The organism is Pseudomonas sp. 31 R 17 (assembly GCF_900004915.1).
Classification (GTDB): Bacteria; Pseudomonadota; Gammaproteobacteria; order Pseudomonadales; family Pseudomonadaceae; genus Aquipseudomonas; species Aquipseudomonas orientalis_A.
The window spans coordinates 1-13,902 of sequence record NZ_CVTN01000087.1 but is presented as its reverse complement, the minus strand read 5'-3'; the positions used below and the strand labels follow the sequence as shown (position 1 = coordinate 13,902).

Here is a 13,902-nt window from a genome sequence, read left to right as displayed (position 1 = left end):
CCGTTACCGCAGAAACGGATATGTACTCGGTCCAATCCAGCATCCTGGTCGGCCCAGAGGCCGCCATCGGGGGCAAGCCCCCTCCCACATTTGATCGGCTGCGACCTCAGGGCAGTGGTGTCAGATCAATCCGATACGGCGCGAAAATCCTGAGCATCTGGCCGTTATCCCGCAAGCGCTTGAGCAGCTCGGCAAATACCGGCCCGGTGATCGGCGCCTTGGGCCGCAGCAGCGCGTAATGGTGATAGACCTGATCAATGCGCTCCGACACCAGGAACTTGTCCGCCATGTCCGCGTTGCGCACCATGAAATCACTCAAGTACGAACGAGTGACCAACGCAATATCGGCACGCCCCCGCGCGACCATCAGCAAGTTGCTGTCATGGGAATAGGTCAAGGTAGCGTTGAAGTGCTCGGCCAGGTACTTGGGGTCGGGGTTGAACTGGGCGAAGGCGTAGTGATAACCGCTGAACACCGCCAGGCGTTTGCCGGCCAGGTCGGTGAAAAAGCGCTGGTCGCGACCGGGCTCACGCTCGGCCACGAAGATCTCAGCGTCTTCCAGCCCCATGTCGACGCTGGTATGGGCAACGTTGGTCCACCCCCAGGAGGGGTTTTCAAAGATTGCCATGTCCACCCGGCCCTGCTCGAAATCGCGAAAACGCCGGGGGATCGAGGTGGGCACCAGCACGAACTGATAGTCGCTTTGCACGGCGTTCAACGCTTCGACCAATTGCGGCAGCAATCCGGTATCGGCGCCTTGCTCAGGGCGTACGGTATACGGCGGAAAATGCGCCGCGCCGACCCTCACCAACTGCGCGGCGCCGGCTTGCGTCCACCCTGCGGTACCCAGCGCCCAAAATGTAAGTCCTGCAGCCAGCCGCCATGGCGAAAACATCTAGGCACACACCGTTGAATTCTATGATGGCGATAAGCTAGGCGTTTTTCCCGGGAGAGACAATGCTTGCCAGTAAATTGATAGCTGCGCCTCAATCCGCCTTGAGCACCATCAGCAGGGCTTCTTCAGCCAGTTCTTCAAGCGTCAGGCTGCCCTGGGTGCGGAACCAGGTGGTGGTCCAGGACAACGCGCCGGTCAGGAAGCGCCGGGTGATCAACACGTCGCCCTTGATGTAGCCGGCAGCCCTGGCTTCGCCCAGCACCTGCAGCCAGATGTGCTCATACACGTCGCGCAGGGCCAGTACCCGGGCCTGACCTTCGGCAGACAGTGAACGCCACTCGTACACCAGCACCGCCATCGCCTCACCGCTGCCGCCCATGATCGACTGCAATTCGCAACGGATCAGCGCCCGCACGCGCTCGCGCACGGTGCCCGCCTGCTCCAGCGCAGCGCGCATCATCGCGGTGTTGTAGAGGATGGTTTCTTCCATCACCGCGCGCAGGATCTCGTCCTTGCTCTTGAAGTGATGAAAGATGCTGCCCGACTGGATACCCACCGCGCCGGCCAGGTCACGCACGGTGGTGCGCTCGAAGCCCTTGTCGCGAAACAGGTGCGCTGCGGTTTGCAGCAACTTGCCCCGGGCGCTCTCCGGGTCGGTCAACTGGCCAGCGTCGACCATGGTGCGCATCACCCGCAGGGCTTGATGGTCATCCATGCTGCTTTCCCTTATGTCTACTATCGTCTTGGCGGGCAATTTAGGCCGTGGCCGCCACCCAAGCAAGCGCTTGGGCAAAACGTGTGTACAGGGTTTACAAACCAGGCGCCTGCCGGGTGGCATCGCAACCCGCCATTGGAAGATTGAATAAGCCCCCTGGGCGGAACTACACGGCCCGGCTACGCTCTATCCCCATCAGGACAGGAACAGTACGGGAACCTGCGCATGCCTCATTGGCTGATTATTGACCTTGAAGCCACAACAGATGACGGCGGCTGGCCCGTGACGGAGATGGAAGTCATCGAAATCGGCGCGAGCCTGGTCAACCGCCAGGGTCGCGAGCTGGATCACTTCCAGCGCTTCGTGCGACCGCTGCGGCGGCCACTGCTGACGCCCTTTTGCCGCCAATTGACCCATATCACCCAGGCCAACATCGACGCGGCAACGCCCATCACCGAGGTGTGGCCGCTGTTCGAACGCTGGCTCGGCCAGCATCGGCCCCGCCTGGAGGGCTGGGCCAGTTGGGGCGATTACGATCGCGTGCAGCTTGAACTGGAATGGCAACGCCATGGCCTGGCCAGCGCACTCGGCCAGACGCCCCATGTCAACCTCAAACAGCGTTTCGCCAAGGCCCGGCGCCTGGACAAGCCCCTGGGGCTCAATGGCGCGCTGCAATTGGCGGGGATGCAGTTCGTTGGCCAACAGCATCGCGCCCTGGAAGATGCGCGCAACACGGCGCGTCTGCTGCCGTTGATTTTGCCGGTCTAGGCAGCTCTGAAAGGCTTGGGCATACTGATCAACCTTTTGCCTTAATGCTGCCCACCTGTAGGAGCGAGCTTACTCGCGAAGATCGCCAACGATAACGCAGCGCATCTGGGTTAACGGGGGGCTCTCAGGTTTTTCGCGAGCAAGCTCGCTCCTACAGTGCCTGGCGCAAGCTTGACCCTTTCTACGAGGATTCACCCATGTTCAAAGTCAACGAATACTTCGACGGCACCGTCAAGTCGATCGCTTTCGGCACCGAGGAAGGTCCGGCCACCATCGGCGTCATGGCCCCGGGTGAATACGAATTCGGCACCGCCCAGCGTGAAATCATGCACGTGGTTTCCGGCGCCCTGATCGTCAAACTGCCTGATGCCGAGTGGGAAACCTTCGCTGCCGGCAGCCAGTTCCACGTGCCGGCCAACAGCAAGTTCCAGTTGAAGGTCGCCGTAGACACCGCCTACCTGTGCGAATATCGCGGTTAAACGCCAACCGGCGAGAAAAAAATGCCCGTCTCCTGCGAGACGGGCATTTTTCATTCCAGCACCGTCACCGGCATGCCGACTTCCAGGCGTCCAACCCCATCGTTGACCAAGTTCTGGCCGAACATCGCGCCCTGCTCGGTGCCGCGATAGGCCTGCAGGGTCGCGAACGGCTCGCGGTCCGGGCTGCGCTCGCCGGTCTGCGGGTCGATGGTGGTGAGGATGCAACGTGAGCAAGACTTGACCACGCAAAACTCCACCGCGCCGATGCGCAAGCGTTTCCAGCCGTCCTCGGCAAAGGCCTCGGCGCCGTCGATGACCAGGTTGGGGCGAAAGCGCAGCATGTCCATCGGACGGCCGATATGGGCGCACACATCGTCCAGGGAAGCCTGGCCGATCAGTAGCAAGGGGTAACCGTCGGCAAAGCCGACCTGATCGCTATCATGGCCAAAACCATGCTGGGTGAAGCGTGCGCGATCCATGGGCATATGCACCAGGCGCGTCGGTTTACCGATGAAGTCGCTGACCCAGGCCGCCGCCGCATCACCTGCGTCCGGCACGCGCAGAGTGTCGTGCCAGATGGTCACACCGCGTAACACATCGGCGCCCGGGAGTGCCACGTCCAACGTCCCATAGCCCGGCGAACTGAGGGTCAATCCGCCCTCCGTGTTCCACAAGGCAGTTAACTGGCTCATCTTCGCCACGGCGCGTTGCGTGAGGAATCGCCCGCTGGCTTCGTCCACCAGCATCCAGCGCCGATCCCCTTCCAGCCCTAGCCTGTCCAGGCCAATCTGCTGCAGGACCTCGGCTTTGCCGGACTTCAAGGGGTAACGATACAACGCGCTGAGACGGAGCATGGGCCTGCTTTCCTGGGGAAGAAAGTCGCATACCCTAAAGTCAGGCGGGCACTTCGTCCAGCATCAGTCGCTCACGCACCACATCGACCAGTTTGTCGGGCTGGAACTTGGAGAGGAAATTGTCGCAGCCGACCTTCTTCACCATCGACTCGTTGAAGCTGCCCGAGAGCGAGGTGTGCAGCACCACGTAAAGGCCACGCAGGCGCGGGTCGTTGCGGATTTCGGTGGTGAGGCGATAGCCATCCATCTCGGGCATTTCGGCGTCGGTGAAGATCATCAGCAGCTTGTCGGTCATCACCTGGCCGCTGTCGGCCCAGGCCTTGAGCATGTTCAGCGCCTTGAGGCCATCGCTGGCGATGTGCATTTTCACGCCCAACTGGCCGAGGGTGTCACGCAATTGCGAGAGCGCCACGTTGGAGTCGTCCACCAGCAGCACTTCGCGGCCACGGGCGCGCTCCAGCACCGGGTCTTCGAGTTTTTCCCGGGAGACCTTGGCGTTGTAGGGCACGATTTCAGCCAGGACTTTTTCCACATCGATGATTTCCACCAACTGGTCATCGACCTTGCTGATGGCGGTAAGGTAATGCTGGCGCCCGGCGCTGGCCGGCGGCGGCAGGATGGCTTCCCAGTTCATGTTGACGATGCGGTCGACGCCACCCACCAGGAAGGCCTGCACCGAGCGGTTGTACTCGGTGACGATAATGGTGCTGTTGGGCCCTGGCACCAACGGGCGCATGCCGATGGCCTGGGACAGGTCGATCACCGGCAAGGTCTGGCCGCGCAGGTTGACCACGCCACACACAAAGGGGTGACGCTGGGGCATCAGGGTCAGCTTGGGCAGTTGCAGCACTTCCTGCACTTTGAACACGTTGATCGCGAACAGCTGTCGGCCGAACAAGCGGAACATGAGAATTTCCAGGCGATTCTCACCCACCAATTGCGTGCGTTGATCTACCGTGTCGAGAATGCCGGCCATTAAGAGCTCCTGGTGTGCATGATCAGTTCTGCGAGTGCGCAGTTCATATAGGCAAGTTATCGGCGCCAAACGCCAGACCTTGACCCCGGTAAAATGCCATGTAAATGCATTGATGTCACACTGACATCATGCTTTACTGCATTCACCCCCCATAGCGCTGTATCGCGGTGCCGCGCGACATTCGAATCGACGTGCGGTTCCACTGCGTAGGGGATTCCCCTATGCGCAATCAGGCCTGACCTGATATTCGCGATATCTAATAGCCATTAATGTGACGCCATTCTCATTGCATGAATGGAGTCACGCTTTTGTTTGCCATCCCAAGCCCTGGGCCCGCCGGCCTTCCAGGCACTCACGTATCGGCAACTGAAGTTGTGGCATCCCGCTCAGCCGGGGTTACGCACGACTTTCGCGAGCATTTCAATAAAGCTCCTACAGGCATTTCGGAAGCTACCTACAAGACCCAATCCTATTTCAGCGCTAGTTTAAGCCATTCACCCGGTGCGACATCTCATCACCCGAGCTTGAGTTGCGGAGACATGCATGATGAATAGCGCGAACGAATGGCAAACGGCACTTCCCGAGTTTCTGCGGGAGGCCGAGATGCTGCTGATCAAGTCCCAGGAGTGCTTGAGCCATCTGCATTTGATCCGTGACGACAGTGACGCCATCGACTGCATGAAAACCAGCCTGGCCAAACTGGCTGAAAAGGCCGACAACCTGGCACTGCAAGCGATCAGCGATTTCTCGCGGCGCCTTCAAGTGCTCATTACCAACGCCCGCACCCCCCTGCAATTGCACGATCAGGCATTGGATGCGTTGCATGACTGCCTGACGCTGCTGGCCTGGCAACTGGAACTGATCGACACGCGCACCGGTGAACTGCCCCTGGACGAGAGTGAGCAAACCGCCTTGATCGCGCTGGCGACCTTGCAGATTCCGCAAAAGGATCTCAGTCACGCGCCGCAGCCACGCTTGCATCACGGGACTTGAGCCTTAAGCAGGTCGTATTTGATAATCCACCTGTCCAAAAACGACCGATGATGGCAAAACAGGCATAAATATCCATTAGCCATCCATGCAATAACGATACAAACCAACTGTATTAATACAACTTCACTGTTTAACGCTGGGAATACTCTCCAGAGTATTTACGCGGGCCATAAACCAATCAGGCGACCAACGGTAACAGGGGTGGTACTATGCGCCACTCGAAGTGACTCAACTTCATCATGTTTAAACACGACTCGGCAGCGTATTCCAAACAGAGCCCGGCCGACCGGTCTCCCCGCAGCGAACCCTCAGTGGCTTCATTCGTTATGTACGCCAAGCTAAAGCCACTTTTTTCCAGGTCTGTGTCGCGCAGCACTGCACGCCGCATCGTCCTTGCGCTGTGCCTGTGTTCGCTGTCTGCCAGCGCATGGGCGTACGTACACGCATCGCCCTTGTCGCTATTGATCCTGCTGCTCAACCTGGCCACGCTGGCGGTGGTGGGCCTGCACCAATGGCGTTCGCGCAAATCGATCAAGTTCCAGCCCCAGGAATTGGCCGATCGTCTGTTACAGGTCCAGGAAAACGAACGCCATCGCCTCAGCCGCGAGCTGCACGACGACATCGGCCAACTGCTGACCGCCGCCAAGCTGCAAACCGAATGGCTGCAGCGTCGCCTGCCGCCGGAGTTGCAGGATCAATGCACGGCGCTGTGCAATACCCTCAACGAAACCCTGGCCAAGGTGCGCGACGTGTCCGCCATCCTCAACCCGCGCCAGTTGGCCAGCCTGGGCCTGGAAGCGAGCTTGCGCGCGCACCTGCTCAAGACCCTGGGGAAAACCCAGGTGTGCTGGAGCCTGGAATGCCCGCAACGGCTGGCGGGTATTCCTGAAGAAATGGCCGTGGCGGCGTTTCGTATCACCCAGGAAGCGGTGACCAACATGCTTCGTCACGCCCAGGCGCACAACCTGCGGGTGCGCCTGCAACGCCTGCCCGAAGGCCTGTCGCTGATGATCTGCGATGACGGCCTGGGCTTTTCGCCCGCTACCGACCCAGGCCGCGAAGGCCAGCGCGGCATGGCCGGCATGTATGAGCGGACAAACCAACTGGGAGGCACCTTGTCCGTCAGCAGCGAGCCAGGCAAAGGTACGCGGATCGACGCGTTGTTCCCCTGGGCACCTCGCGACCTCGAACGGGCCGGCGAACCTGAGGTTGCCCGGTGACCTGCAACCTGCTCCTGGTGGATGACCACGCGCTGATCCGCGCCGGCGTTCGCGCGCTGATCCTGGATATTCCCGGCTACAACGTGATCGGCGAAGCCAGCGACGGTGCGCAATTGCTCGAGCAGTTTCGCGCCCTGCAGCCGGATATCGTGCTGCTGGACCTGTCGATGAAACACACCGGCGGCCTCGACGCCCTGCAGCAACTCAAGGCGGCCTACCCCAAGAGCAAGGTGCTGATCCTGTCGATGCACACCGAGCCCGACTTGATCATGCGCGCACTGGAGTCGGGCGCTCACGGCTACCTGCTCAAAGACATGACCGGCAACGAGTTGGAACACGCCCTGCGGGCCCTGCGCAGCAACGAACGCTACCTGAGCCCGGCCATCGCTCATACGGTGATCAACCAGGCGCTGATCCGCAGCCAGGGCGCGGCCTCGCCCCTGCCCCACAACCACAACCTGACGGCGCGACAGCTGGAAATCCTGCGCTTGATCGTGCGTGGCAAGTCCACCCGGGAAATCGCCCACGGGCTGGGCCTGAGCATCAAGACCGTGGAAGCGCATCGCTCGCAGATCATGAAGCGCCTGCAGATTTTCGACGTAGCGGGCCTGGTGTTATTCGCGGTGCGCGAGCAGATCATCAGCCTGGACGACTAGGGGCGAACCCAGCGGCAGGTGTACGCGCAGGGCCTTGGGCACCGCTTCGAAATGCAGGTCGTCGCCTTCCAGCGGCTCGCCATCGAGGTTGATGTACAAGCCCTGCGCGCCCTTGATATTGACCCACGGCAGGCGGGCGCGCACGAACATGGTGTCCAGGCCCCAGCCATTGCTCATCAGTTCGCGCAGGGTGCCGACCACCTCCTGGGGTGCCGGCAGGATGCTGACGTCCAGCAACCCGTCATCGGCCAGCGCACCGGGGCACAGCACGTGCCCGCCGCCGGCCTGGCGACCGTTGCCGATGCCCAGCGCGAGCAACTCGCCTTTCCACTGGAAATCGGGACCTTCCAGCTCAGCATAGGCGGCCTTCAATTCACTGAAGCGCGACAACCCGGTGAACAGGTAGGCGGCACCCCCGAGGACTTTCTTCAGGTCTTCGGACGTGTTGGCGGTGACCTGGCTGCCGAAACCGCCGGTGGCCATGTTGAGGAAGATCTGCCCGCCGACCTGGCCGAGGTCGATTGCCCTTGGCTCGACATCCAGCAACGCCAGGGCGCCGGCCGGCTCCAGCGGCACGCCGGCGGCCTTGGCGAAGTCGTTGGCGGTGCCCAGGGGCATCAACACCAGGCTGGCGTCGGTGTTGGCTTGCGCCATGGCTTCGGCGACATCGCGCAAGGTGCCGTCGCCACCGCCGGCAATGATATGGGTATAGCCGTTTTCCAATGCCTCGTTGACCAGGCGCAGCGCATCGCCGCCCTCCCACGTCACCCGCACCGCCAGCTCCCAGCCCTGCTCACGACGGGCCAGCACAGCCGCACGCACGTCCTCGTTGAGGGCTTGTTTGCCGTGGAGAATCAACAGGGCTTTGGGTGTGGTCATTTAGGGGTATCTCCTGGGTCAAGGTGCTTGCAGGATGTTGACCCTTGGGGACGTGGAAAAGTCTGTGGCTCAAGAAAATTGATTGATGTATGGCAATCAACATGTGGGAGGGGGCTTGCCCCCGATGGCGGCCTCTGGGCTGTCCGGGATGTTGGATTGGAACGAGTACATATCCGTTTCTGCGGTAACGGCTACTTAGGGTTCCGCTTTTACAGCGGCTCACTTTTGAAAAGCGCAAAAGTAAGCAAAACGCTCTTGCCCCACCACTCGGCACCTCGCTCAGGCTCGGTGTGCCCGAACGCAGGCTTGAATCCGTGGGCCGCCGCAATGGGCCATCCATGGCCCAGTGCGGCTAACCTGCGTCCTGCCGGGTTACCCACGGATTCAAGCCTGCGTTCGGCCAGCGTGGTTTAACGGGGCGCCTGAGATCAAGAGCAAAAGCGCGGCGGCCTTAGAGCCGACCGGTATCGTGTGTCGATCCGCGATCCAAATGTGGGAGGGGGCTTGCCCCCGATGCGGTGTGTCAGCCAGCGCTGTTGTCGCTGATACACCGCTATCGGGGGCAAGCCCCCTCCCACACTGGATCGAGGACAGCCGCCAGATCGCCGCTGGCCCCTCCCACATTGAATCCAGCAAGCCGAATCAGCTCTTGTGCAACTTGCTCATCAACTGCGCCTCGGCATGGGTCAGGCCGCACGACTGGGTCAGTTCGTCCACCGTCGCGCCCATGCCCACCAGCTTGGCCGCCTGGGCGAACGACAGGTTGGCAGGATCGCGTTGTTCCAACTGCACCAGCTTGTCCGGCAACGGCCCGAGAATCGCGCGCAGTTCATGCACCTCATCGCCTACCCGCACCGCAGTCTGCTGGAAATGATCGACGCGTTTGACCAACTCCAGAATGCGCCGGTCACGCACCGCATCGCGCTCGGCCTGTTGCAGGACCGACTCGCGTTGCTGGCGCATGTAGCGCAGCAGGAATGCCAAGGTCCCGGCCCACAACAGGGCCAGGACAATCACCGCCGCCTCAAGGAACAATCAGATGCTCTCCAGTTCCGACCACTCTTCTTCGCTCATCATTTTGTCCAGCTCAACCAGAATCAACAACTCGTTGTTCTTGTTGCACACGCCCTGGATAAACTTGGCGGATTCTTCGTTGCCCACGTTCGGCGCGGTTTCCACTTCCGACTGGCGCAGGTAGACCACTTCGGCGACGCTGTCGACCATGATCCCGACCACTTGCTTGTCGGCTTCGATGATGACGATGCGCGTGTTGTCGTTGACATCGGTCGGTGCCAGGCCGAAGCGCTGGCGGGTGTCGATCACCGTCACCACGTTGCCGCGCAGGTTGATGATGCCCAGCACGTAGCTCGGCGCACCCGGTACCGGAGCGATCTCGGTGTAGCGCAGCACTTCCTGCACGCGCATCACGTTAATGCCGTAGGACTCGTTGTCCAGTTTGAAGGTCACCCATTGCAGGATCGGATCATCCAAACCTTGTGCGGACGCTGACTTGTTCATCTTTCTGACCCCTCAAATGCCGCTATCGACGGCGTGTGTGCTAATGGGCCGCGCAACCGCACGACCTTTATTGTCCAATCAACTGCGTTTGTTCTGCGCCATCGTCTTGACTGCGCCACTGGCGATCAACTCGGCCAGTTCGGCGACGTCGAGCAATGCGCACATGTGTTCGATCACGGTGCCCGCCAACCACGGCCGTTGGCCACGGTGGCTGCGCCATTTGATTTCGTTCGGGTCCAGGCGCAACGAGCGGCTGACTTGATGCACCGCCAGCCCCCACTCGTAACCCTGCACGGAGATCACGTACTGCAGGCCCTGTTGAAAGTCGTCACGGTAGCGGTCGGGCATCACCCAGCGCGCCGTGTCCAGCACCTTGAGATTGCCGGCCTGGCTGGGCAGGATGCCGAGAAACCACTCCGGCTGCCCGAACAGTGGCGTCAGCTCCTGGCCTTCCAGGGAATAGATCGAGCCCAGGCACACCAGCGGCACCGCGAGGGTCAAGCCGGCCACATCGAACAACAGGCATTCGAACGGCTCGGCGGCCCAGGACGGGCGACCGTCACCGGTCACCGGCGGCGGCGTGATGCTCGGCGGCAGGTGCACTTGCACGATCGGCTCGACCACCACCGGCGCCACCACCTCAGGCGTAATCGGCAGCACCACGGGCAGCGCTTCGACCCGGGCGTCGCGGGCCTGCTCCTCGAGCACCGCCAACTGGAACTCATCCAGCGCCGCTTCGACCTCAATGACCGGCTCCGGCACCAGGATCGGTTCCGGCAGTTCTTCGGCGGTCGCGTCCTGCAGCAAGGCATCCAGGTAGGATTCCAGTGCCAGTTGCGGCCGCGTCTTGTATTGAACGGGACGGTTCATCACGCCACCTGCGCCACAAGTTGCTGGGACAGCAGGTGCTTGAGCAACGCCCGATACGCCAGTACGCCACGGCTCTTGCCATCGAACTGCGACGGCGTAAGCCCCGCGCGGCTGGCGTCGCGCAGGCGCGTGTCCACCGGGATGTAGCCATTCCAGATGCTGTCCGGGTAGCCATCGCGCAGTACGCGCAGGGTGCCGAGGGACGCCTGGGTACGTCGGTCGAACAAGGTCGGCACGATGCTGTACGGCAGCGCCTGTTTGCGCGAACGGTTGATCATCGCCAGGGTGCTGACCATGCGTTCCAGGCCTTTGACGGCCAGGTGCTCGGTCTGTACCGGGATGACCAGTTGCTGGCTGGCCGCCAAGGCATTGACCATCAGCACGCCGAGCAAGGGCGGGCTGTCGATGATCGCGTAATCGAAGTCCTGCCACAGTTGCGCCAGGGTCTTGGCGATCACCAGGCCCAGGCCGCTCTGGCCCGGCGACTGGCGTTCAAGGGTGGCCAGGGCGGTGCTGGACGGCAACAGCGAAATACTGTCACTGCTGGTGGGCAGCAGCAGTTGCCGGGGCAAGTCGCTCGGCACGCTGCCCTTGTGCAGGAACAGGTCGTAGCAACTGTGTTCCAGCGCATCCGGGTCGTAGCCGAAATAGCTGGTCATGGAGCCGTGGGGGTCGAGGTCGACCACGACCACGCGCTTGCCCGCCTCGGCCAGCAAGCCGGCTAAAGCGATGGAAGTGGTGGTCTTGCCGACTCCACCCTTTTGATTGGCAACTGCCCAGACTCTCATTCGGTTGATTCCTCCCGGTGGGCACAGGCGCGACCGAGACATTGCATAGGTTATTGAGCCGGTGACGGAGAATTGACGGAGCTTGTCCGCACCGGCGGTTTTGCAGGGGCCGGTGCAGTTTGTGTGCCAGCGCGCCGCAATGCCGCATCCGGTGTTGCATTTGCCGTGCCGGTGCCGGTCAGGCTGCGGCGTACATCCAGGTTACGTGACACCACCAGCACCACGCGCCGGTTGCGCCCGCGGCCTTCGGCCGTGGCGTTATTGGCCACCGGCTGGAATTCCCCGTAGCCCACCGACGCCAGGCGCTGGGGGTTGACCCCCTGCATCGCGAGCATGCGCACGATGCTTGCCGCGCGCGCCGAGGACAGTTCCCAGTTGGTCGGGTACTGCGCGGTGCTGATCGGCACGTTGTCGGTAAAGCCTTCGACGTGAATCGGGTTTTCAAACGGCCTGAGGATCGCCGCCACCTTGTCGATGATGGTGAAGGCCTGGTCGCTCGGCAACGCATCGGCGCTGGCGAACAACAGGCTGGAATTGAGCTCGATCTCCACCCACAACTCATTGCCGCGCACGGTCATCTGATTGGACTTGATCAGGTCACCGAACGCGGCGCTGATATCGTCGGCGATGCTTTTGAGCGGGTCGCTGGTGCCGCCGATGCCGGCGGCGGTTTCATCGCTGTCATTGACCAGTGGCTTGGCCGGCGTCACCGTCTTGGGCCGTTCTTCGCCAATGGGAATCGGCTTGAGCGCGCGCTCGGAATCGTTGAACACCCCGACCAATGCCTGGGAAATGATCTTGTACTTGCCTTCGTTGATCGACGAGATCGAGTACATCACCACGAAAAACGCAAACAGCAAGGTGATGAAGTCCGCGTAGGACACCAGCCAGCGTTCATGGTTGACGTGCTCTTCAGGCTCGCGACGGCGACGGCTCACAGGCGCTCCCCTCCGCACGCCGAATCACCTGTAGGAGCGAGCTTGCTCGCGAAAAACCCGAGAGCAACGCGTTTATCCAGGATACCCGCGTTATCGTTGACGATTTTCGCGAGCAAGCTCGCTCCTACAGTGTTCATACCCATCAATCCGAGAAGCCCTGGAGCTTCAGTTCGATGGAGCGCGGGTTTTCGCCCTCGGCAATCGACAGGATGCCTTCGAGCAGCATTTCGCGGTAGCGGGACTGGCGCATGGCAATCGACTTGAGCTTGCTCGCCACCGGCAGCAGCACCAGGTTGGCGCTGGCCACGCCATAGATGGTGGCAACAAACGCCACGGCAATGCCGCTGCCCAGTTGCGAAGGGTCGGCCAGGTTGCCCATCACGTGGATCAGGCCCATCACCGCGCCGATGATGCCGATGGTCGGCGCGTAGCCCCCCATGCTTTCAAACACTTTGGCCGCATTGATGTCGCGGCTTTCCTGGGTGTAGAAATCCACCTCGAGGATGCTGCGGATCGCTTCCGGTTCGGCGCCGTCGACCAGCAGTTGCAGGCCCTTGCGTGCATAGCTGTCGGGCTCGGCATCGGCCACGCCTTCCAGGCCAAGCAAGCCTTCCTTGCGGGCGGTGAGGCTCCAGTTGACCACGCGGTCGATGCCGCCTGCCATATCGACCCGTGGCGGAAAAATGATCCAGATCAGAATCTGCATGGCGCGCTTGAACGAGCTCAGCGGCGACTGCAGCAACGCCGCGCCCACGGTGCCGCCGATCACGATCAGCGCCGCCGGGCCGTTGGCCAGGGCGCCGAGGTGGCCGCCCTCCAGGTAGTTGCCACCGATGATGGCGACAAACGCCAGGGTGATGCCGATCAGGCTCAAGACATCCATCAGAGGCAGGCCTCCACCAGATGCTTGCCGATGTCGTCCAGGCTGTAGATCGCGTCAGCCAGGTCGGCCTTGACGATGGCCATGGGCATGCCATAGATCACACAACTGGCTTCGTCCTGGGCCCAGATGGCGCTGCCGCCCTGCTTGAGCAGGCGCGCGCCTTCACGGCCGTCGGCGCCCATGCCGGTGAGCACCACCGCCAGAACTTTGTCGCCATAGGACTTGGCCGCCGAACCGAAGGTGATGTCCACGCACGGCTTGTAGTTCAGGCGCTCGTCGCCCGGCAGGATCTTGATCGCGCCACGACCGTCCACCATCATCTGCTTGCCGCCCGGCGCCAGCAGCGCCAGGCCGGGGCGCAGGATGTCGCCGTCCTCGGCTTCCTTGACGCTGATGCGGCACAGCTTGTCCAGACGCTCGGCGAAGGCCTTGGTGAAGGCCGCGGGCATGTGCTGCACCAGCACGATCGG

General features: G+C 61.8%; 17 protein-coding genes. 5 read left to right on the top strand and 12 right to left on the bottom strand.

The window, feature by feature from the left end:
* Window positions 1-106: 106 nt before the first annotated feature.
* The gene (locus tag BFP89_RS26325) at window positions 107-895 is read right to left on the bottom strand and encodes a substrate-binding periplasmic protein (RefSeq protein ID WP_065888364.1); all 789 of its coding nucleotides are present in this window, start codon (window positions 893-895) and stop codon (window positions 107-109) included.
* 91 nt (window positions 896-986) lie between these two features.
* Entirely contained in the window at window positions 987-1,610 is a 624-nt protein-coding gene (locus tag BFP89_RS26320) for a TetR/AcrR family transcriptional regulator (protein WP_065888363.1), read from the bottom strand.
* Between the two features lie 225 nt (window positions 1,611-1,835).
* Here BFP89_RS26320 and BFP89_RS26315 point away from each other — a divergent pair, with 225 nt between their 5' ends.
* A complete protein-coding gene (locus BFP89_RS26315) occupies window positions 1,836-2,378 on the top strand; it encodes an exonuclease domain-containing protein (protein ID WP_065888362.1) in 543 nt (180 codons plus the stop codon).
* A gap of 197 nt (window positions 2,379-2,575) precedes the next feature.
* Window positions 2,576-2,857: a pyrimidine/purine nucleoside phosphorylase gene (locus BFP89_RS26310; RefSeq protein ID WP_065888361.1), complete on the top strand. Its 282-nt coding sequence runs from the start codon at window positions 2,576-2,578 to the stop codon at window positions 2,855-2,857.
* A 50-nt stretch (window positions 2,858-2,907) separates the two neighbouring features.
* On the opposite strand, the gene BFP89_RS26305 is transcribed toward BFP89_RS26310, so the two are convergent.
* Window positions 2,908-3,711: an MOSC domain-containing protein gene (locus tag BFP89_RS26305; protein ID WP_065888360.1), complete on the bottom strand. Its 804-nt coding sequence runs from the start codon at window positions 3,709-3,711 to the stop codon at window positions 2,908-2,910.
* A 40-nt stretch (window positions 3,712-3,751) separates the two neighbouring features.
* Window positions 3,752-4,687, bottom strand: coding sequence for a chemotaxis protein CheV (locus BFP89_RS26300; protein WP_065888359.1), 936 nt, complete (start codon window positions 4,685-4,687; stop codon window positions 3,752-3,754).
* A gap of 543 nt (window positions 4,688-5,230) precedes the next feature.
* Between BFP89_RS26300 and BFP89_RS26295 the strand changes: the two genes are divergently transcribed.
* The 3 genes from BFP89_RS26295 to BFP89_RS26285 all read left to right on the top strand — a co-directional run bounded on the left by BFP89_RS26295 (window position 5,231) and on the right by BFP89_RS26285 (window position 7,556).
* Window positions 5,231-5,680: a hypothetical protein gene (locus BFP89_RS26295; protein WP_176718445.1), complete on the top strand. Its 450-nt coding sequence runs from the start codon at window positions 5,231-5,233 to the stop codon at window positions 5,678-5,680.
* Window positions 5,681-6,006: 326 nt separating this feature from the next.
* A complete protein-coding gene (locus tag BFP89_RS26290) occupies window positions 6,007-6,900 on the top strand; it encodes a sensor histidine kinase (protein ID WP_065888358.1) in 894 nt (297 codons plus the stop codon).
* Window positions 6,897-7,556 (top strand): response regulator transcription factor, encoded by a 660-nt coding sequence (locus tag BFP89_RS26285; RefSeq protein ID WP_065888357.1) that lies wholly within the window; start codon window positions 6,897-6,899, stop codon window positions 7,554-7,556. The genes BFP89_RS26290 and BFP89_RS26285 overlap by 4 nt, the downstream gene beginning before the upstream one ends.
* Here BFP89_RS26285 and yegS read toward each other — a convergent pair.
* The 8 genes from yegS to BFP89_RS26245 all read right to left on the bottom strand — a co-directional run.
* On the bottom strand, window positions 7,515-8,435 hold the full coding sequence (gene yegS, locus BFP89_RS26280; RefSeq protein ID WP_065888356.1) for a lipid kinase YegS: 921 nt from the start codon (window positions 8,433-8,435) through the stop codon (window positions 7,515-7,517). The genes BFP89_RS26285 and yegS overlap by 42 nt on opposite strands.
* 642 nt (window positions 8,436-9,077) lie before the next feature.
* On the bottom strand, window positions 9,078-9,470 hold the full coding sequence (locus tag BFP89_RS26275) for a DUF2802 domain-containing protein (RefSeq protein WP_065888355.1): 393 nt from the start codon (window positions 9,468-9,470) through the stop codon (window positions 9,078-9,080).
* Window positions 9,471-9,953 (bottom strand): chemotaxis protein CheW, encoded by a 483-nt coding sequence (locus BFP89_RS26270; RefSeq protein ID WP_057721368.1) that lies wholly within the window; start codon window positions 9,951-9,953, stop codon window positions 9,471-9,473.
* Window positions 9,954-10,031: 78 nt separating this feature from the next.
* Complete coding sequence (locus BFP89_RS26265) at window positions 10,032-10,823, bottom strand: CheW domain-containing protein (RefSeq protein ID WP_065888354.1); 792 nt, start codon at window positions 10,821-10,823, stop codon at window positions 10,032-10,034.
* Window positions 10,823-11,611, bottom strand: coding sequence for a ParA family protein (locus BFP89_RS26260; protein WP_065888353.1), 789 nt, complete (start codon window positions 11,609-11,611; stop codon window positions 10,823-10,825). Before BFP89_RS26260 ends, BFP89_RS26265 begins: the two co-directional genes overlap by 1 nt.
* Window positions 11,612-11,661: 50 nt before the next feature.
* Window positions 11,662-12,549 (bottom strand): flagellar motor protein MotD, encoded by an 888-nt coding sequence (gene motD / locus BFP89_RS26255; RefSeq protein ID WP_065888352.1) that lies wholly within the window; start codon window positions 12,547-12,549, stop codon window positions 11,662-11,664.
* Window positions 12,550-12,691: 142 nt separating this feature from the next.
* Complete coding sequence (locus BFP89_RS26250; RefSeq protein ID WP_065888351.1) at window positions 12,692-13,432, bottom strand: flagellar motor protein; 741 nt, start codon at window positions 13,430-13,432, stop codon at window positions 12,692-12,694.
* Window positions 13,432-13,902 (bottom strand): chemotaxis protein CheB (locus BFP89_RS26245; protein ID WP_305119648.1); only part of this gene is annotated, 471 nt, incomplete at its 5' end. The genes BFP89_RS26250 and BFP89_RS26245, both read right to left, overlap by 1 nt.